The organism is Fibrobacter succinogenes (assembly GCF_902779965.1).
Taxonomy (GTDB): domain Bacteria; phylum Fibrobacterota; class Fibrobacteria; order Fibrobacterales; family Fibrobacteraceae; genus Fibrobacter; species Fibrobacter succinogenes_F.
In genome coordinates this window covers 1-21,288 of the sequence record NZ_CACZDK010000004.1, presented here as the reverse complement: position 1 = coordinate 21,288, position 21,288 = coordinate 1, and the positions used below count along the sequence as shown (strand labels likewise).

Below are 21,288 nucleotides of genomic sequence, written 5' to 3'. Positions count from 1 at the left end.
TACGTAGGGCGAGTTTGTAAATAGACTCTCTTGCATATTTTCCCATTCGGTTGGATTTTTACTTTGTTCTCTTTATACCAAAAGTCTTTCTCTGCTCGAACGAGGATTTCGTCGAGAAGTTGCTGATAATTTTGGCATTGTTTTTGACTTCAGGGTTGTTCATGTTCGGCGAGAACTTTGCTTCGATTTCGGCCTTGTAAATGTATGCGCCTGTGCCCACGGCTCGATCTTCTTTGGTGCGGATGCCCGACGGTCCCTTGTTTGCCCATTCGATGGCAAATTCAACCACGTTGTTGATGGAAAGGTATTGTTTCGGGTCTACATTGAAGGAGTTGTGGAAGCGATTTACAAAGCTACCGAGGTTCGAGTAAATGGGAATGTTGAATTTGACCAGGAGATTATCCCAGGCACATTCTTCGCCGAATGATGCTCCGCGCGGTACAGTGAGTTTCACATCAAAGATGGCACCACCGATACTTGCGGAGTCAATTCCCGTAAGTGTGATTTTGCCGTCTTGAATGAGGTCGAACTTGTTTGATGACGGATTCTTGATATAGAAACGCATTGTTTCGCTGACATCAACATTTGAGCGGTTGAAGGAATTTATATCGTTGACGGTTTCGCGCAACTTTACGTTGAATTTGATAGTTGGAGTACCTTTACCGTTTACAAGAACCCACGGAACATCAAATTCAGGATAGTTGCCGTTTGCGTCTTTGAACGTGCTTGTCATCATGGAGCCCATTCTTACAAAGTCGCCTTCCATCACGGACCCAGTGAGGTCGCCTGAGTAGATGAGCGAGATTCCGGCATTCTTCTGTAGATAGTTCCAGTTCGAGAATCCGTTGCGGAATACATTGGATTGCTTTTCGCCGCGCTTGTGTCTGAAGAATTGCTGGTTTTCGTCTGCGGTGACTAGAGGTTCACTTGCGGTAATGTTTAAAATGTCAATTGTAGAAGCTTGGTTGATTGTAGCCGAAACAAAGACCGGCCCAACCTTATCTTCGGCAAGGACGTTGTTCGTTTCGGTAGCGGCACCTGTTCCGAGGTACTGCGTTACAAGGCCTGCATTTGTAAGGAGCTTTCCGCCCGGGAGTGGCCCATCGTAATTACCGCAGGTGTTACCGAACTGGAACGGCTTTTCGAGATCGATGGAGAGATTTTCACCGCTTAATACGAACTTGCTCTTTTCGACCGTGAGTGTTTCGGGCATTGCCATACCAAAGATGATTTCCAATTTTTCCGGTGTGTGCTTGTCGTCGAGCGGTTTCTGGAATGTCACATCGACGTGGCTTGCATAACCGTTTTGGAACTTGTCTGTAATGACGGCGTATGTCATCGGAATCGGCAAAATCTTGAGGAGAATTTGAACCTTTTCCGGTGTGCAGAGGCCTGCCACTCCATTGCCGTTCAAGTCGCGGATTGTTCCGGCCGGATCGAGTTGGCCCCACATGCCTGCGGTTACCAAAGAGCCTTGGCCTGCATCAAAGGCGATTTCGAAATCCCAAATGTTCTTGGCTTCGTTGTAAAGCTTGGCTGAGAGAACGGTGGGGATGGTGGCTTTCGTTGTTGCATCTGTGTTGTAAAGGATGAGCGGGAATTGTGTACCCGGAGCCGAAATCGGTTCGCTGAATTGCAAGTATAGGTGGTCTGTTGTCGATGTATCCTGACGTTCGAGAACTGTTGCAGAAAGCAGTGCCGGCGAAATGCCGTCAGAATAGATATCTTCAACGGTCTTCTTGTTGCCTTGGATATTGCTTTCGAGCGTAATCTTTCCGGAGGCATCCGTCACGACTTCTTGCGGAACTGTGATTTCTACAATGAGTGATTTTCCGTTCAGCGACTTGACTTTATTTGAAACAATTGTTTCGTTTCCGTAGATGAACGAAATTGATGAGAACGATTGATTTTCGATATATTCCGATGAAAGCGTGATATCCATAGCGTCAGGAATGTGGTCGCAGTTCAGGTCCACAATCTTTGCTACATCGATAATCGGCCAAGGCGGAAGATCTTCGATGGTGAGCTCGGCTATAGCCGGCGTATAGGCGTAATCAGCCGTGTTTGCATGCGTTGCTGAAATTGTCGTTTGCAAAGCTACGTCGGAACTGACGTAAATGGTTGTTACGCCATCGAAAAGCGTGACTGTCGTTACTGGAATCGTTGCTGTCGGATCTGTGTAGAAGCGAACGTTCGGATCGTCTGTTAAAAGTTCGACGTTCAGATTCTTTTCGCTTGTGAGAATGTTAAGATTACTGTCGAGGAGTGCAATTTGAACTTCGACGAACTTGTTCTTGTAGCCGGTAATTTTTGCCTTGTCGAATGCGAGATAACGTTTTTCGAGTGGCTTTGTGATACTGTCGATTTCGACGTTCGTGCGTACAACAGCGCAGGCGCAATCATACTTGTTTTCGGTCTTCTGGTTGGCATTTCTGTTGTGCCAGGTGACCCATTCTATATAGTTGTTGCCGTAGGCGAGTAGAGTGTCGGTAACGCCGAAGGAAATGGCGTCCGTACGCTTGGGATTTAGATATTCAAATGAATAGGGATCGCTGTTCTTTTCAACGGCATCGAGGAATCCGTTCGGAGTAATCGTGCTTGTGGCCGAATAGGTTGTTTGCGGATCCACTTTTTCGACGGAGTGAATTGGGCTTATGAACGGGCTTGAGAAGGTTGTCTCAATTTTACGGTCAACTTGGGGGCCTTTATCCGGTGTGTAATCCGGACCGTAGCCGTAAATGTATGTGCCGTGGTAGTATGCTGTGACGTATGCTGTTTTTCTGAACGCTTTTTCACCTACACCATCAATGATTTCTACATACATGTTGGAGTTGGATTCTTCTTTATATAGCGGTCCTCGCTTCAAATTGATACCTTCGAAGTATTCTGGATCATCTTTTGCAGTATGGGGCCTAAATGACCAACTGCTGTCGATGCTTCCGTATGTGGGGTTTATAATTAATTCAAAGAAGTAGCTACCGGATACTGCCAGTTTTCCCTCGATGTGGACTGGCATATAATAGCCTTTTTCTACGGAGTCTTTCATTGATATTACATTATAGGGAACAGGTTCGCCGAAATTTATGACAGGCCAGCCAACGGAAAATCCGGTTCCATCCCAAATGGACTTGTTGTTGCTTGATCCTTGGACTGCTACGGGGAAATAGAATCTTAAATCAAGATCGTTGTATTCCACCGAGTCTTTGTTTCGGACGATGACGAGGAACGTATTGCATTTTTTCCAGTCGGAAGAGTTTCTACATCCATCCTTGTTGAGAGGCTTGACGTTGATATCCATGTTGACTGTTGTTGCATATTGTTCGGTCGTGAAAGAATATTCTTCGGAAACAGTTGCTCCAGATGATACGGTAAAGTAGTATGTGGTGCCGGCTTCAAGTCCAGTAAGGACGGCTTCGTGGAAAAGGGCTACACCGCCATTTGCGACTACTTTTTCAGTATAGGAACCTTTTGCTTTACCAAAATGAACCATGCCGTCTAGGCGATCTGTGCTCCACCAGTAAATTTTAGCGCTGCGGTTATCCACCTGACAAATGGTAACACCCTTGATTTGAGTTGTTGTCGATGTCATGGTGAATTTGTACCAATAACCATGGTTATCATCTGTGGTGATGTTTCCATGAGGGTCAACGCCTTCAAGGTAGAAGTAGTACGTTTGCCCAGGAATTAGGCCGGTGAGTGTTACTGAGCCTTCTTTGACCGCTTCGGTGAGCTGTATGGATTTTGCGGTATTGGCATTTGTTGTTACATCATAGGAAACGGTTACGAGTGCGAGTTCGTCGGTCTTCCAGCTGATAATTGCTGTAGAATCCGATGTGGGGATACCAACGATGTCGCTGAAAACAGGACCGTCGTTATCGGGCGGGAGTTGTTCTGCAAGGCTTTGTGCCGGGAACAGGAACTGAGCCGAGAAGTCGATACAGGTTTCTGTCGATGTGTATTTTTCCCAGTCTTCAATCAATGGTAAATTCGGAGCGCGTCCACCCATCAATGCGCCGATGGGGCACTTGTAATCGTAAGGAATGCCGCCACCTGCATTGTAACCATCGGGGTTTGCGGAACGGTTATGCGGGTGTTGCGGGTTCTTGTCGCCTGCACCGAGCAAAAGTGAAATATCCCAGGGGTTGGCGCCCAGTACGTAATACATGTTGTCCAAAGCGACTTTCAAGTAGCGTTCGTCTTTTGTAAGTTCATACAAAAGGAATACAGCCACTGCAGAACCCATGTTGTAGCGCATCACGCCCCAGTCAAAGCTGGTCCACACCAAGTTGTAGGGAGGTTGCACTTTGAGCTTGGATGTGCCTTCGCGAGGTTCTGCATTGCCGGAACCCGGATAAAGAACTGCAACGGAATCACCCGTGGAGTTGGTCTCGACTTGTTTGCGGAACGCAGCCATCACGCGCATCGATAGTGAATCTCTTTCCATTTTCGACAGTCCGAATTTTGTTTCGTATTCGGGGTCGTTCAAGATAAGCCTTTGCATGGCGAACAGAACATAGGCGAATAGATTCTGGTAGTCCGTTGCCCAAGAGTTGTTGAAGCCCTGGTCCATAGCAAGAATCCCTTTAGGGAAAAATGCCAAGTCAAATTTTGCATGCCCATTTTGGTTCATGTCCGGATTTTTATACAAGTCATACGAATATGTGGTATCTCCGGTAGCATACCAAAGCGACACGGCTGCCGCTGCAGCATCGTCTTCGCAAAGCCCCATACCGCTGTAGTATCCTTTTCCGTTAAAGGTTATATTACCATCGCTATACTCGTATAAAGTTGCCTTGCCCCTTTTAGCGCATTTGTCACGACCTTCATATGATTCTGTGTATTTTAAGTATGTCGGCTTCACAATTTTTGCATAAATTGTTTTTGCTGCATCTAATAGTCTTTTAGAGTAAGAAGGATTGATCCATTTAAACCCGGCGGCAACGTTTGCCAATGTGGCTGCGTAAATGCCGGCAACGTTTGTTCCGATACCTTTGAGAACAAGTCGGTCTGGACCTCCTTTTTTATAAGGTTGCATATCTTGGTGTTCGGGCACGTCCCAGAAACTGTGATCCCAATCGCTCATGCCCACCGTATGGAACATGTCGCCTTTTTCGATAAGTCCTTCGGCAACAGAGGCGTCATAAAGCTTCATGATATAGTCGGCACCGATTTTAGCTTCATAGAGAATGTCCGGAATGCCATCTCGAATTGTGTCTGCATATGAATGACCGAAACGGTCTTCAGCCTTGTCAGGGTAGGTGAGGTAAACCATTGAAAGCACGTAAGCTGCATAACCGACGGTTTCGGCGACTTTAAAATGGTCACCACAGTCATGCCAACCACCGGTAAGGTCATGATTTATTTTTGAACCATCCTTCAAGTGGCAGGCTCCGTGGAAGTGGGAATCCGTATTGCCGCAACGTTGAATTCCAAAGAACATCAACGATTTTTCAAGAATGGAGTTGTAAATATAGGGGCTGATATGGAATGTTGCCGAGGTGTCTTTGCCCACAACGAGGAAGTATTCGCCTACAGTTGAAAGCGTTGTGAAATCGGCGCGGTAGAGAGTTTCGGTTCCCGTCGAAGTTGTGTCCCCAAGTCTCATTAAGTCTTGGAGGGAGTTGAAGGATACTCTAACTGTTATACCTGGCTTGGTAACAGTTCCTATGAGGGTGAGGTTTCCTCCACCGGGAACTTCTTTTCCACTGTTGGCGTCAATGACTTTGAACGTCTTTTCTGTAGGGTCTGCAACATAGGCATACTTGTAATGTTCGGGCTTGAATCCGCTTTGGTTCAAGCGGATGGGACGCCTGTTAAAGACGTTTACCGAATCGTTGTGTATACGCGTGCAAGTTTTGCAGGTCCTGTCGAGATTCGGTAGACTATGAGTATTTGCTGCCAGAGAATGCTCTATGCAGAATAAGGATAATAAGAAAATAGCACTGATTAGTTTTTTCATACGTTTATCTTTTGTTCTAAAAATAAAGAGCCGCCAGGACGGTTAAATCCTGGGGCTCCATGGTTCGTTATTTCTTTCTCTTAAAGCCTAGAGTCTTTGTCTTGTTGTCTGTTACTTTCCCTGCCTTTTCTCCGATTACAGAGCATGAGGCCTTGTAGTCATTGCTGTTTGTATCGAATGCTGCGGCGCAGAAGGGCTCTGCGGTAAAGTCAAACTTTGCGATGTAGGCTCCGGTTCCGATCTTGTTGCCCTTCTTGGCGACCGGCGCTTCGTTGTCCTTCGCGGCCCATTCTACGTTTAGCTTGAGGGTGCCGTTATCGGTCAGGTTCCTAATCGCTGCGAAGTTCTCTCTCGGAATGTCAAGCTTGTAGGTGTTCACGTATTGCCCAAGGTTATCGTAGAGGTCAGCGACAACCTTCAGGTGGAAATCATACATCGGTATGCCATCGTGGGTGAGGAAGCTTGCAGAAGGCATCATGACCTCGATTTCAAAATTCGGGCCGGAGCTAAAGTATGCGGCTGTATCCACTTGACCGAGGAGAGTTCCGTTTGAGCTGATAAAGTTGCGCTTGCCGTTGATGATTGCCGATGTAACGAATGCGTCGTTCATTGTATTTTCTGGACGGCCCATGTATGCACCGGCCTTTGGCGTTGCTACAGGCTTTGTGAGCGTTACCGTAAAGCGGATGTTGTCGTCACCCGTGATGCGCACATAGGGGTTTGCAACTGTCGGGACATTGTTGTTCTTGTCGATGTAGGCTGCTCCGAGAACCTCTGGAACGAGGCGTACGCGGTCGCCGGCATGGAAGACGTTGTCCTTTTCGTTATAGGTAAAGAGCTGGGACTTGCCAGAACCTTGCGGCCTTTCGTGCGGAATGTATTCGTCGCGTTCACGCTGGATGTACTTGCCCGTTTCGACCATGCTGAGCTGTTCGGACAAGTTGATGGTGAGCACGCCTTCCTTGATCATACGTGCCGATGCAATAACCGGTGCGCACTTGTCGTACAACGTGTAGTTCGTTTCGAAGAATCCGTTTGCAGCACCCTTCATCGGGGATACAGTTCCGTTTCCGTCCTTATCGCCGCTTGTGGAGCCGTATGGATAGGCATGCGTTGCTGGAATCGTGATATCGACAATGCTATATGTAGTGACGGAATCCTTTACCGTGACGGAATCGACCATGATTTGGATCGGAGCCGAAGCAGAGTCGCGGATGGTCCAGTAAGATTCTTTCGGGACGATTACACCGCCGGTGGTATCGGCTGTAGTAATGAATGTGCGTGTGATGCCTGGGTTGCCCCAGATTGTCACGATGCTGTCGAAGACGTCCTTGGTCTTGAGTTTTCTTTCGAATATGATGTGGACCAAGTCCGGAACGCCATCACCTTCCTTGTCGACCATTTCTGCATAGTAAACCGGAACCGGGCGAGAAATGAGCGTTACTGGAACACTCGGGTTACAGCCCTGTGGGTTAATCTGGTTGAAGTTCTGGTCGGTAATTGTAAATCCGCCGGTGTTTCTTGCGCTAGCCATGGCGCCAATCGGAACGAGCGAATTGCCTGTATTGCCGCTGATCACCAACTGCCAAGTCTTGCCGTTGTTTGTTGTTGCGGCATCGATGACCGTTGGCGAATTTACAGTACCTGCAATAACGAGAGGCCATTCATTCAATGACGAGAAGATGACCGGTTCGGAGAATGCTATCATGACCGTGTCGAGACCGCTATTATCGCTGTCCGATTTTTCGAGGATAGATACGCTTACGAGCGTGGGGAGGATGCCGTCCGTAATCTTAATGGATTCGGCGTTGGCGGTGCCCTTGTCGGTAATGTAAGTCGTAATCTTTCCTGTCGGGTTTGCATTGGTCTTGATAAGGCTTGTATCGATAGGGATGAGGACTTCGTTCATGTCTGCATATTTTGAGGCGACAAGCGGAACCTTGACTGTATCCTTCATGCCTTCGATGAAGTAGCGGATACTGTCAAGCGTGTAGTCATCAGTAAGCTTGTTCGTGAAAACGATTCTCAACTGGTCTGCCTTGTTGTCGCAGTTGCTGTCTTCGGCGAGAGCAGTCTGTGGAGACGGGACCTTGGATTCTGCAAAGAACGAATACTTAGAGATGTCTTCTTCGTCATCCGGGTCGGTGTAGACGACCTGAATTGTATCGCCTGCGAAGAACGAAATTTCAGAAGTTTTGTTCCTAGTTTCCTTGCTGTGGTTCACTGCTGTAAACGGCCCGCCGATAAAGTGACCAGGGTTATTCGGATCGGCGTTCAAGGTTACCTTGAGTTTGTCGTTCTTTTTGTTATTGAGAATCTGGACTTCAACTGAGGTTGCTTTGCTCTTTATCTTGTCTTTGTCCATCACGTCGATATAGAATATCGTGCCTTCTGGATTTGCTGGGCTTACGACCGGATTTCCGGTGGCATCCTTGAGGACAAGCGTAGAAGCTGTTGCGTCTCCCTTGGAGAAGTTTATGTAGAAAGTTCTGTTTTCGAAGGCGCAGCCTCCATTTTCAGAGCATGTTTCGCATGTGGGGTTTGGACCTGCGAAGATGGTGATGTCCACTTTCTTGGATCCAATGCCCATCTTGACCGGTATATCTAAATCCCACATGTCTGTTGGAATGTCATACTTGGCGATAATTTCGCTACCGGCTTCGTTCAATAGCCATTTGTCAAGACCTTTGCTAACAGTCAAACCGCTGACTTTGACACCGTTTGCCCAAATCTTTGTGATGTAACCACCTTCGGTCACATGAGCCTTGCCCTTGACATGGACTATGCTGCTTGATTGGTCGATATCGATGTGGGAGCCATTGGACAAGTTGAACGGAGGATCAAGAGAGACGTCAATCTTGTAATGAGCTTTCTTGTGTTCCATTTCCTTCTTGGATGGACTGTAACCCCAAATGAATTCGTCCTTGCGGTAAACGGATACGTATGGGTTCACCGGAGCGGCGTCGAAGTCTATGTCTCCATCGTCCTTGCTTATGCAGGGCATGCCCGGATAATCATATTCTTCACCATTGGCGCGAGAGTGCGGCATCCAGCTCCAGTCTCCTGGATTTGCTGCTAATGTTGCTGCACCTGCATATTCATCGGACGGGGCATACCACTTGTTGTTCGTATAGCAGTAAAGTTTTTTATTCGGAGCTTCGTTCATCAAGTCCTTGTATGGTGGGAAAGGACTGCGATGGTCGAATCTCACGTCAAAGCGGAGGCGGCTAGCACTTTGAATGACCGTAGAACCGAGGTTCAAGGGGAAGTACCATTGCCATGTTCCCGTAGCTTCATCATAGGTGTCTTCAATCTTTATTGGAAGTGCATCGCGGAGACCTCTTTCCAATTCATCCTTCGTTGCTTTTGAGCAATCCCCGCTGAAACCGGCTGATGAGTAGGCGTTACAAATGTCTGTGCCCATACCGATGTCGTGTTCAATTTCATCGGTGCCACGCATGTAAAGTCTAATCGTCAAGCTGTCAAAAGCACGTGATTCATTGTTGAAAATATTGATGTTGACCATGGCCATATCCCCTTGCCAAGGATATTGGTATGTCTTTACGCTGAAGTCGTACCATGTGACCGGAGTCGTGAACTTGAGCAAGTTGCCTTTGTCATCAACTGTAGATTGGGCGCCGTTGCTTTCGACCATGAAATAATAGGTTGTCTTTTCCTTGAGCCCGCCAATCTTTACATAGTGGAATTGCGTAGGAATGCCTGAAACGTCTGCGTTTCCGGCACCGGAATTGAATGCAAATTCATTGGCATTGGAGTGCGGCTTGGTGTCCCAATAAATCTTGGATTCATATTCGCCGTTCGGGGTGTACCACATGATTTCGGCGCTATCCGCATCAACATTGCAGACGGTGACGTTTACGATGTTTGCGTTTTCGACAGTGCTGAGAGTCGTGAACGTGAATGGTGTCTGAGTGCTATCGACGAGATACTTGGTCTTTGTATTTGCTGGGTTGTAGGCGTTTGCTCCTGTGACGTAGAAGTAGTAGGCTGTACCGGGATTCAAGTCATGGAGGACAATGTCATGCTTAACAGCTGATCCTTCGCTGGAGGCTGTAAGATTGTACTGGCCTTCAGTTGTGCCATAATTGATAGTGACTGTACCGCGCTGAGTAAGATTAACAGTTATGAGAGCGGAGTCCATGCTGACATGGCGAATTTCAACGTTCATGTCGGGGGCTAGAGTCTTATCGATTTGCTTGGAGGCCAAAGTTACTGTACTTACAAGCGTTGCCGCTGCATCAATACAGATTTCGGACATTTGGTAGTATTCCCAACTGAGAACGCCTTTTTTACCCATGGTTCCATCGCCGTCATCGCCACCAAGTGGTGGTACTGCGCCATAAAGACCTCCAACGGGTGGTCTGTAATAGTACTTAGTTTTTCCGCCTGGAACGTTAGTGCCTTCGGGGTTTGCGCCACGATGATGCGGGTGTGCATCGTTCTTATCGCCAATGCCCATGATAAACGAAATATCCCAGGGGTTCACGCCTAGCAAGTAGTTCAACTGGTTGATGCCCAATTGTTTTGCTTCGGCGGCTTTCCAGTTGGGGGTTCCCATGGTCGGCAAAGAAATATTTTTGCTTTCGATATCTTTGGCTACGTCCGCATATGCCAAAACTTCAAAGATGTCGCCGGCGCGGTATCGGTTGTAAATCCAGGTTTGGTCGGTCATCATTGTGTACCAGATTCTGTCGTAAGTAACCTGGCTTTGTTTCCATATGTTTGGAACCGTCGGGAAGACAAATGTCTCGGGAAGACCTTCGTATTTGCCCAAATCGCCCAAGTTTGCAATCATATTGGCAACACAATGTTCAACGGCGCTTAACCATTCATTTTCGGTCAAGCCGAATTTGTTTATAGCTGTATCTTTGTCTGCGAGAATCAGTTTATATAAAGCATAAAGAGCATAAGAGTAAGAGTTTGCCCAACCTGTATTCTTTACATCTTTAAAGAATCCCTTATTGTGAGTGACAAACCAGCCTCCTTCAAAGAATGCAGGACCTGTTGCATATTCTTGTTCTCGGAAAAGATTCTTAGTACGGAGTGCGTCATCGGCGTATAGCTTTTTACCCGTAGCATAAAGCAAAGCTACAGAAGCTAATGCCATGTCATCGACAAATTCGTTATTTCCATGGTAGGCCGGGGACTGTTTTGCTAATGCCATCGGGGCGCCCGTGGTGTCGTTTGTATGGTGTACAACTCTTTTGCCGCCATCATATGTAGTTTTTCCCTGTACAAGGGCTTTTGCAAAATCGTACATCTTTTCGGCAACCATTAAGCAGCTATCTGCAAAATCCTTATACTCTGGATATTGGGCATACAATTTGCCAACGAGTGCAAGACCTGCCACTGTTTCGCCACCGACATTGGCTCCAATTTCACCAAGACGGACGGTTCTGGTTCCTGGGCCACCACGGTCTGTTGCTTCTGCGGTATTGCCAATGGGGAGACCATCTTGGTTTTCGGGAGGGCCCCACCAGCCGTGGTCTGAACCGAAGTTACCTACAGAGAGAGCCATGTCATCGACAACGCCTTTAGCTCGAATGAATGACCTGAGCACAAAGTCTGCGCCGTGCTTTGCTTCGCGCATCATGTCCGGAATGCCGTCTTTAACGCTTGTAATGCTTTGGTTGAATGCGTAATTATCTTCGTCTGCATTTGGATTAGTCGCGGCCATCAATGCCATGACCATGAATGCGTACATTTGGGTGTGGGATTCCTTCAGGTGGTCCCCACAGTCATAATAACCACCTTGAAGCGTTCCTGCAAGGGCGGCGTTGTAAGGTCCGCGAATATCTTGAGGGCCTTCAGTAACTGGACCTGCTCCATCTAGGGCGTGGCTTGAAGCGCCATTGCGGAACCAGGATTCTGCAATACCGCTACGGTTGATGCCGTAGAACTTGAGGGCGGCGTCTTTCACCATGGAATAGAGTTTGTCACTTACGATAAAAGTGCTGGAAATATCATTGCCAACTTTAATGCGTAAACGAGTGTCTAGAGGTACGCTGTGAGGAATATGACCGTATTTCAAATCACCCGTTGGACCCGTTGTCTTTACAGAATAACGCTTCTGGTCATTGGTGGCGGCATTGGTTCCGGCGTTGATTAACCATGTAGAGGAAACTTTTTGGTTTAAGGAAATCAGTGAACCTGTTATTGGCGGAACTAAAGGAACTCCGTTGATATCTGTAACTTCGAAAGTTTGGGCATTGCCTATATAGTAAAACTGGCGTTCAGGATCGTCTTCCAAATATCCGGCCTGGTTTACGCGGATTGGGGAAATCTTGACGTTCATGGCGTCCAGATAGGCTTGATTCAAAGTGTCTGGAATTAGAGCATTTGGAGCGTATGCTGCCGGAGTCAGATTCTTGGGCAGCATGTTCTTTTTTCTTGTGACCGAGGTGTCAAAATCTTTGAACACTGTCGTATCCCATGTCAATGGGAACACTGGTCGAATCAATTCATAAGGAGTAGGATCTTCAGCCATTACAGAGGCTGCTGCACATAGTGCTAACAGATACTTCTTAATACTCACATTGTCTCCTTTGTATAACCAAAAAAGCGGGCAAAAACGTGTTTTGCCCTCTGACTATAATCTATCAAAAGATAAAATAGATTATTTATGTAAAAATGTTTTGGGATAAAAGCTTTTTTGTTCTCAAATTTTACCCTGAAATTAAACGTTTTTTCTTTAGTGTATTATACGGAGATTTTTTAAGGATATTTGTAGTAAAATGATATGATTTATTAGTATTTACAGGGATTTTTGTAACTGTAAGTTTACAAATAAAAAGCCGCCAGAATGGTTAAATCCTGGCGGCTTCATCGTTCTTATTTCTTTCTCTTAAACCCGAGAGTCTTTGTCTTGCTGTCTGTTACTCTTCCGGCCTTTTCTCCGATTACTGAGCATGTAGCCTTGTAGTCGTTGCTCTTTGAATCGAATGTCGTGGCGCAGAAGGGCTCTGCAGTAAAGTCAAACTTTGCGATATAGGCTCCGGTTCCAATCTTGTTGCCCTTCTTGGCGACCGGCGCTTCGTTGTCCTTCGCGGCCCATTCCACGTTGAGTTTTAGGGTGCCGTTATCGGTCAGGTTTCTGATTGTCGCGAAGTTTTCTTTCGGGATATCCAGCTTGTAGGTGTTCACGTATTGCCCAAGGTTGTCGTAGAGGTCGGTGACAATCTTCAGGTGGAAATCATACATCGGTATGGCATCGTGGGTGAGGAAGCCTGCAGATGGCATCATGACCTCGATCTCGAAATTCGGGCCGGAGCTAACGTATGTGGCTGTATCCACTTGACCGAGGAGCGTTCCGTTTGAGCTGATAAAGTTGCGCTTACCGTTGATGATTGCCGATGTAACGAATGCGTCGTTCATGGTGCTTTCCGGACGGCCCATGTATGCACCGGCCTTCGGTGTGGCAACAGGCTTTGTGAGCGTTACCGTAAAGCGGATGTTGTCGTCACCCGTGATACGCACATAGGGGTTTGCTGTTGTCGGGGCGTTGTTGTTCTTGTCGATGTAGGCTCCTCCGAGAACCTCTGGAACGAGGCGTACGCGGTCGCCGGCATGGAAGACGTTGTCCTTTTCGTTATAGGTAAAGAGCTGCGACTTGCCTGTACCCTGCGGCCTTTCGAGCGGAATGTATTCATCACGTTCGCGCTGGATGTACTTGCCCGTTTCAATCATGTTGAGGTTTTCGGACATATTGACGGTGAGCACGTTTTCCTTGATCATGCGTGCGGATGCAATGACAGGCGCGCACTTGTCGTACAGCGTGTAGGTTGTTTCGAAGAATCCGTTTGCGACACCCTTCATCGGGGATACCGTTCCGTTACCGTCGTTTTCACCGCTTGTGGAACCGTACGGATAGGCGTGTGTCGTTGGAATGTTGATTTCGACAATGCTATACGTGTTGACGGAATCCTTTGAATGGATGGAGTCAATCATGACTTTGAAAGGAGCCGAAACAGAGTCGCGGATGGTCCAGTAAGATTCCTTCGGGACGATTGTGCCGCCGGTTGTATCGGCTGTGGTAATGAAGCTGCGGGTGATGCCCGGGTTGCCCCAGTTTACAACAATGCTGTCGAAAACATCTTTGGGTTTGAGCTTTTTCTCGAACATCATAAAGACTACATCGGGGATACCGTCGCCTTGCAAATCGATCATGTCTGCATGGTAGATTGGAACAGGGCGAGAGATAAGCGTTATTGGAACAGAGGGCTTACAACTGTTGTTTATCGGGTTAAAGTTCTGGTCGGTAATTGTGAATCCGCCAGTTGTTCTTACACTTGCCATAGCGCCAACCGGAACAAGCGAATTGCCTGTATTGCCGCTGATGATAAAGGTCCAGCTCTTGCCGTTATTGGTGGTCGTTCCTTTTCCGATGACGGTCGGAACTCCTGTGGCTCCAGCGATGGTAAGCGGCCATTCACTTTCGGATGAGAATATCACCGGCTCTGAGAATGCTATCATGATCGTGTCGAGACCGCTGTTGTCGTCGTCAGCTTTTTCGAGAATCGAAACGCTTTCGAGAGTCGGGAAAATACCGTCCGTAATTTTTGCGGTTTCAGCATTTGTTGTACCGTGATCGGTAATGCGGACTGTAATCTTTCCGGATGGATTTGGATTTTTTGGAACAAGGCTTGTGTCAATCGGGATGATGATTTCGTTTTGGTTTGCATATTGGGAGGCAACAAGCGGAACTTTGACGGAATCGGTCATGCCTTCGATAAAGTAGCTGATACTTTCTAGCGTATATTCTTCAGTGAATTTATTTGTGAATGTAATCTTTAGCTGATCGGCCTTGTTGTCGCAGTTAGTGTCTTCGGCGAGTGCTATCTGCGGCGACGGAATCTTGGTTTCTGCAAAGAACGTTTGCTTCGAGATATCGTCTTCGTCGTCAGGGTCGGTGTAGACGACTTGGATTGTATCGCCTGCAAAGAACGAAATTTCAGAAGTCTGGTTCCTGGATTCCTTGCTGTGGTTCACTGCGGTAATCGGCCCGCCGACAAAGTGACCGGGGTTATTCGGGTCTGCGGTCAAGGTTACTTTGAGTCGATCATTTTTCTTGTTGTTGATAACCAAGATATCAACAGAGCTTGCCTTGCTCTTGATCTTGTCTTTGTCCAACAAGTCGATGTAGAATATTGTGCCTTCTGGGTTCGCGGGGCTTACGATTGAGTTTCCTTGTGCATCCTTGATGACAAGCTGGGACGCAGTGGCGTCTCCTTTGGAGAAGTTGATGTAATAGTTTCTGTTCTCAAAAGCGCAACCGCCATTTTCTGTGCAAGCGTCGCAAGTTGGATCTGGGCCTGCGAATACAGTGATATCCACTTTCTTGGATCCAATGTTCATCTTGACAGGTATATCTAAATCCCATAAGCCTGTCTCAAAGTTGAATTTTGCGATAGTTTTCGTATTGGACGAATCCAAAAGCCATCTGTCGAGACCTTGGGATAGCATCGAGCCGCTGACTTTGGCTCCATTTGCCCAAATTTTGGTGATGTATCCGTTTTCTGTTACAAGGGCCTTACCTGTGACATGAACGGTGCTGTTATTTTGGTCTATATCGATATGGCTTCCATTCGAAACATTGAAAGGAGGATCCAAGGATACGGTCAATTCGTATTTAGCTTTCTTCGTCTCCATTTCCTTTTTGGATGGGCTGTACCCCCATACGAATTCATCTTTGCGGTAAATGGACACGTAAGGGTTGATGGGGGCTAGGTCATCATCGCCAAAGTTCTTGGGAAGGCAGGGGATTCCTTCGAAATCAGCGTAATCGCCGTTTTCCTTCGAGTGCGGCATCCAGCTCCAGTCACCAGGATTTTGAGGCAACTTGTCTTTTGCTTGGGATGTCCACGAGCTTCCGTCGTTGCAGTAGAATTTCTTTTTGGGCGTGTCGTTCATCAAATCTAGGTGTGGTTCCCATTCGCTTCTTCTGTCGAACATGACGTCAATTCTGAGCCTACTCGTAGATTTGATGATGGTTGAACCAAGCGGGATGGGGAAGTACCATTGCCATGTGCCATCGGTCGGGTCGTAGGTGTCTTCAATTTTTTGAGGGAATGTCTTGCGGAACAGTCCATCCAGTTCTTTTTGTGTTGCTGCGGAGCACGTGTCGTTGTAGGCGGCTTCGTTGTATGCCTGGCAGATATCGCGTCTAATGCCGACGTCGTAATAGATGTCGTCGGTGGCGCGCATGTAGAGGCGCAATGTCAAGCTGTCGAACGGACGTTCTTCGTTGTTGATAATATTGATTTCGAGGGCCGGCATCGGGTCCCATACATATTGGGACATTCGGACTTCAAACTTGTATTGCGTTACAGGAGTCTTAAACTTTAACGGCTCGTTCTTATCGTTGACGTTTGTAAAAACGCCATTGCTTTCTACAGCGTAGTAGTAGGTGGTCCTTTCCTTGAGTCCGCCGATTTTCACGTAGTGGAATTGCGTCGGAATGCCGGAAATATCGGCGTTGCCATTACCTGTGTTGAATGCGTATTCATTTAAGTTTGAATGAGGAACTGTATCCCAGTAAACTTTCGAGTCATATGCGCCGTTTGGCGTGTACCACATGATTTCGGCGGTGTCTGCGGTAACATTACAAACGGTAACGTTTTGAATGTTTGCATTTTCAACCGTACTAAGCGTTGTAAATGTGAACGGAGTCGAGGTGCTGTCGACTAGCCATTTTTTCGATGTGTTTCCGCTTCGTGGGTTCTTAGCTGTGGCGTAGAAGTAGTAAGTTGTTCCTGGCTTGAGATCGCGCAGTATAATTTGGTGCTGGTTGGTCGCTGTTTCGGAACTTGCTGTTATCGGATTCTTTAAAGTTTCCGTTGTGTCGTAAGTGATATAGGCGTAGCTGCCCAAGTCCAGTTTTACAAAGACTATTGCAGAATCCATATCGACATGGCGGATTTCAACGGATATTGCGGGTGCTCTGTTCAAGTCTTCAGACTTGGCGAGAAGGACTGCTGCCGGCAAAAAGTTGGATACGGCGTCGATGCATGTGTTTTCTGTGAGCTTGTAATCGTTAAAATGGACTGTAAGGTCATCGTCTCCGGTTGGTGCATGAGCAGGGCCTAAACCTCCAACGGGCGGACGGTATTTGTATGTGCTGATGACACCAGCGACGTTTTTACCTTCGGGGTTAGAACCGCGATGGTGCGGGTGGGCGTGGTTCTTGTCGCCGACTCCATAAATCAAGGATACATCCCACGGGTTCATGCCGAGGTAGTAGTTCATGTGCGAAACGGCAAGCTCGAGAATTTCATCCGATTTCCAATTTTGAACGGTTCCTGTTTGTGGCATCGTGACGTTTTCAAGGTCCTTCGTTACGTCGTAATACGCCAAAAGTTCAAAAATGTTGGCGGCTTCGTATTTGGTCCACCAGTCGGACTTTACGGAGCTAGTCAATCCCCATACCGGATCGTATGAAATCGAGGTGCCGACCCAGCCGGCTTGACCGGCGGGGAGATTGATTTTCTCAGAGCCGCCTGTCATGACACCTGCGAGGTTTGCCGCCATGGTAAAGGCTACGTCCTCGATGTAAATCATTCTTTGCTCGTCCGAAAGGCCATAAGCGTTAGCTTTTTCTTGTGTTTCCAAAATCAATTTGTAGAAGGCGTAAAGACCGCTCGTGAACACGCTTGCCCAGTCCGATGCGGCATTAGATTTCAAGAAAGAAGCTTCTTTGTGCGCGAACCATCCGCCATTGAACATGCCTGCGCCTTTTTTGTCGCTGTTGGCGAAATCTTTCTTGGTTTGGCCGCCTGCCAGGGACTTTTCTTCGACGGCGTCGTTCAAATAAGTTTTATCTGCGGTTGCATAGAAAAGGCATACAGCCGCAAAGCCCATTTCGTCATGGTATGTGGATCCACCGCTATAAGCCGGTGAATTTGTGAGCTTTTTCTTGGACTTGCCGTACTCATAAAGAGCTTTTGCCACAGTCAAGCTTTTTTTGGCAAAGGTGGAATCGTATTTATTCCAGATTTTGGAGACGATGGCCAAGCCTGCGGCAAAGTTTCCGGAGGCCGTACTTCCAAGTTCTGCATCGCTTCCGGGGTTGTCATCGCTTCTCAAGATTCGAGCTGTCGGACCACCTCTATCATGGAGTGTGTTGTCCTGGTATTCTGGAGAACCCCACCATCCGTGGTCTTTGCCGATTTCGCCAATGGATACTGGCATTGCCGAAACAACGCCCTTGGCTGCATCGTAAGCCTTGATGACGTATTCGGCTCCGAATTTCGCTTCTCGGAGCATGTCAGGGATGTTGTCTGTATTTTGGGCTTCGCCTTGGTTGAATGCGTAGTTGTCCTGGTCGCGGTCTTCGTAGGCGGCGGCCGTCATGGCGAGCTGTGCTAGGCTATAGGAGATTGTTTGGCTTTCTTTAAGATGGTCTCCGCAGTCGTACCAGCCGCCGGTCATATCGACATTGGCGAGGGAACCGTCTTTCAGATGGCTAGGCGGATGGAACCAGGATTCCGAATTACCGCTACGGTTAATCCCGTAGAACTTGATGACGGCATCGCGAAGCATGGAGTAGACTCTGTCGCTGATGATAAATGTGGAGGAGTAATCGTTTCCGACCTTGATGCGCAGTCTTTCGTTTTCGGGAAGACCGTCGGGGAGAAAACCTCTTTTTAGTGCTCCTGTAGGGCCCGCCTTTGTTGCCGTGTAGCGGTTATCGCCACCATATTCTATTTGGGAGTTGTTCGATGCCTTGATTGTTAAGGATGACGAAACGGAGTTCTTGAGCGTTTCTGTGAAGCTTCCTTTGCCAACGACTTCGCCTTTTGCATTGACAACATCGAAGTTTGTCGCTGAACCAACGTATAGCACCGGTTTTTTCGCGTCTTGTGGGCGGTAACCGGCCTGGTTGACGCGAATGGGGGATATCTGGATTACCATGGCGTCGATGTACGCCTGGTTTAATGTATCCGGAGTAATGATTTCGTTTGGGGCGTAGTATTCCGGTGTGTTTTTGCTTGGTAACGAGACTCGCTTTGGACCTGGAGCAAAATTAGTCTTGAATATAGTGCTGTCCCAGGTTAACGGCCAAACAGGCCTGATCAAATCATATGGTGTGGGATAATTCTGCTGTGCTACGGTTATGCCTACTGTAGCGCACAAAGCCAGCAGATATTTTTTTATACTCATTTTGTCTCCTTTAGCGTAAAACAAAAATGGGCAAAATGAATTTTGCCCCCAAACAATCCTCTTGAAAAATGAAAATAAACTATTTACAAGAGGATAGCTAAGGAAATTTAAATTTTTTTGTTCTCCATCTGTTCCCTTATTTTGCAAAATTTTCATCCCGTTCCATAGCGTGTAATATAAGCGGGATTTTAAATGCGTACAAAAAAGACCGCCATGAGGCGGTCTCTAAATCAGCGTTCATGCGGTTAGATGCGCATTAGTCCCCGGTGAAGATAATCACGAGAACAGAAGCGATGAATGCTGCGGAAACGGCGATGAATTCCCACGGATTGTCCATGACGGCGGACTTTGCGGTACCGGAGGTTTCGCTTTCGACTTTCTTCTGTTCTTCTTCAGCCTTGGCCTTTGCTTCTGCTTCGGCGGCTTTCTTTTCTTCTTCGGCCTTGGCGAGAGCGGCGGTGTCTACCGGAGCGGTTTCTGCCTTAGCTTCGAGAACTTCGGTTGCTTCTTCTGCTGCGGCCGGAGCTGCGGCCTGTGCGGAATCTGCTACAGCCTGAACTTGAGCGGTTGCTGCCTGTGCTGCGTCAGTTGCCTGAGCTTGAGCGGCGTCTGCGGTTGCAGCTGCGTTTTCGACAGTCTGAACTGCTGCTGTTGCCTGAGTCTGAGCTGCAGTTGCGGCGTCTGTAGCTTGAGCTTGTGCGGCGTCAACAGTAGCGGTTGCCTGAGCTTGAGCAGCAGCTGCCGTGTTTTCTGCGGCCTGGGTGGCTACGGCGGCTTGAGCTTGAGCTGCAGTTGTTGCTTCTGCAGCCTGAGTCTGTGCAGCGGCTGTGGCTTCAGCAGCCTTGGCCTCTGCGGCTGCCGGAGCTTCGGCTGCTTTTTCTACCTTGGCGGCGACGGCCTTCTTGGCGGTTGCTGCTTTACTAACTGTCTTTGCTGCCGGAGCTGCAAAAACCATAGCTGCCGAAATCATCGTGGCTAGCAGAATTTTTTTCATTATTCAATCCTCTTAGAAAATAAAGTTTTTTGTTCGTTATCAAAAATAATACTTCTTATGTGATTTTGGTCATAAAAAAAGTAAAAAAGATCAAAAAAAATGTGAAAATGGGGGATGGATGGTCGGATTCGGGGGACAAATCGCAAATTTTACTAGTGGCTCTGGATCCCCACGCTTTGGTCGAGAAGGACGGTTCCGGGATGGCAAGGTTGAGGAAGACTCTCACTAATCACTAACCACTGTTTACTAACCACTTCCAACTTCCTACCGCCAATTGCGCCTTTGGAAATTGCGCCGAAAGCGCCTTAACGGCAAGATTAGACGAAAGAACGAATCTTCGGCCTTACAGATGCCAATTGAATGATTTATCTTTATAGCCGAAGTAACGAAAAAAGGTCTTAAGTAGTAGGTGTAGGTCTTAGGTGAGTTAGGCGGCATAGCCGCGTGTGTATGAACCTAAAGCCAAACTCCTGTTGCCTAATTCCTAACCCCTAATCCTTAACCCCTATTATCTACTATGGCATTCATACGAAGCTACCGTCCAGCACGGTGAAGATACAACCGAATACGTAAGTCTCGGCAAGGAAGGCGTTTCCGTCGCCGAATTCGAAGGCAAGAAGATTCTGAAGGTCGCCCCCGAGGCGCTCACGAAGATCGCTCAGGCCGCTTTCGAAGAAGTTGAATTCTGCCTGCGCCCGGCCCACACGGCCAAGGTCGCGAAGATTCTCCAGGATCCGGAAGCTTCGGACAACGACAAGTTTGTGGCCCTCACCATGCTCAAGAACGCCTGCGTTGCCGCCAAGGGCATTCTCCCGTTCTGTCAAGATACTGGTACGGCAATCTGCGTTGCCCATAAGGGCCAGCAGGTGTGGACGGGCATTGACGATGCCGAAGCGATTTCGGAAGGTATCTACAACGCTTATACTACTAAGAACCTGCGCTACAGCCAGATTGCACCGCTCACGATGTACGAAGAGAAAAATACCGGTTGTAACCTGCCTGCCCAGATCGACATCCACGCCGAAGAAGGCGCCGAGATGAAGTTCCTCTTTGTGGCCAAGGGCGGTGGCTCTGCCAACAAGACTTACTACTGGCCGATGACCAAGGCGCTCCTCAACCCGAAGTCCTTGGAAAAGTTCCTCGCCGAAAAGGTGAA

5 protein-coding genes are annotated in these 21,288 nt (G+C 47.8%); 1 reads left to right on the top strand and 4 read right to left on the bottom strand.

The features are described from left to right. Nucleotides 1-58 precede the first annotated feature (58 nt). From HUF13_RS02525 to HUF13_RS02510, 4 genes are all read right to left on the bottom strand, one after another. Entirely contained in the window at nt 59-5,797 is a 5,739-nt protein-coding gene (locus tag HUF13_RS02525) for a glycoside hydrolase family 9 protein (RefSeq protein WP_304038734.1), read from the bottom strand. A gap of 229 nt (nt 5,798-6,026) precedes the next feature. Continuing rightward, a complete protein-coding gene (locus HUF13_RS02520; RefSeq protein ID WP_304038732.1) occupies nt 6,027-12,467 on the bottom strand; it encodes a glycoside hydrolase family 9 protein in 6,441 nt (2,146 codons plus the stop codon). Nucleotides 12,468-12,811: 344 nt separating this feature from the next. Next, nucleotides 12,812-19,138 (bottom strand): glycoside hydrolase family 9 protein, encoded by a 6,327-nt coding sequence (locus HUF13_RS02515; RefSeq protein WP_173473671.1) that lies wholly within the window; start codon nt 19,136-19,138, stop codon nt 12,812-12,814. A 256-nt stretch (nt 19,139-19,394) separates the two neighbouring features. Continuing rightward, nucleotides 19,395-20,132: a hypothetical protein gene (locus HUF13_RS02510; RefSeq protein WP_173473670.1), complete on the bottom strand. Its 738-nt coding sequence runs from the start codon at nt 20,130-20,132 to the stop codon at nt 19,395-19,397. A 494-nt stretch (nt 20,133-20,626) separates the two neighbouring features. On the opposite strand from HUF13_RS02510, the gene HUF13_RS02505 reads away from it, so the two are divergent. Continuing rightward, the coding region (locus tag HUF13_RS02505; RefSeq protein ID WP_173473851.1) for a fumarate hydratase at nt 20,627-21,288 on the top strand (662 nt) is incomplete at its 3' end.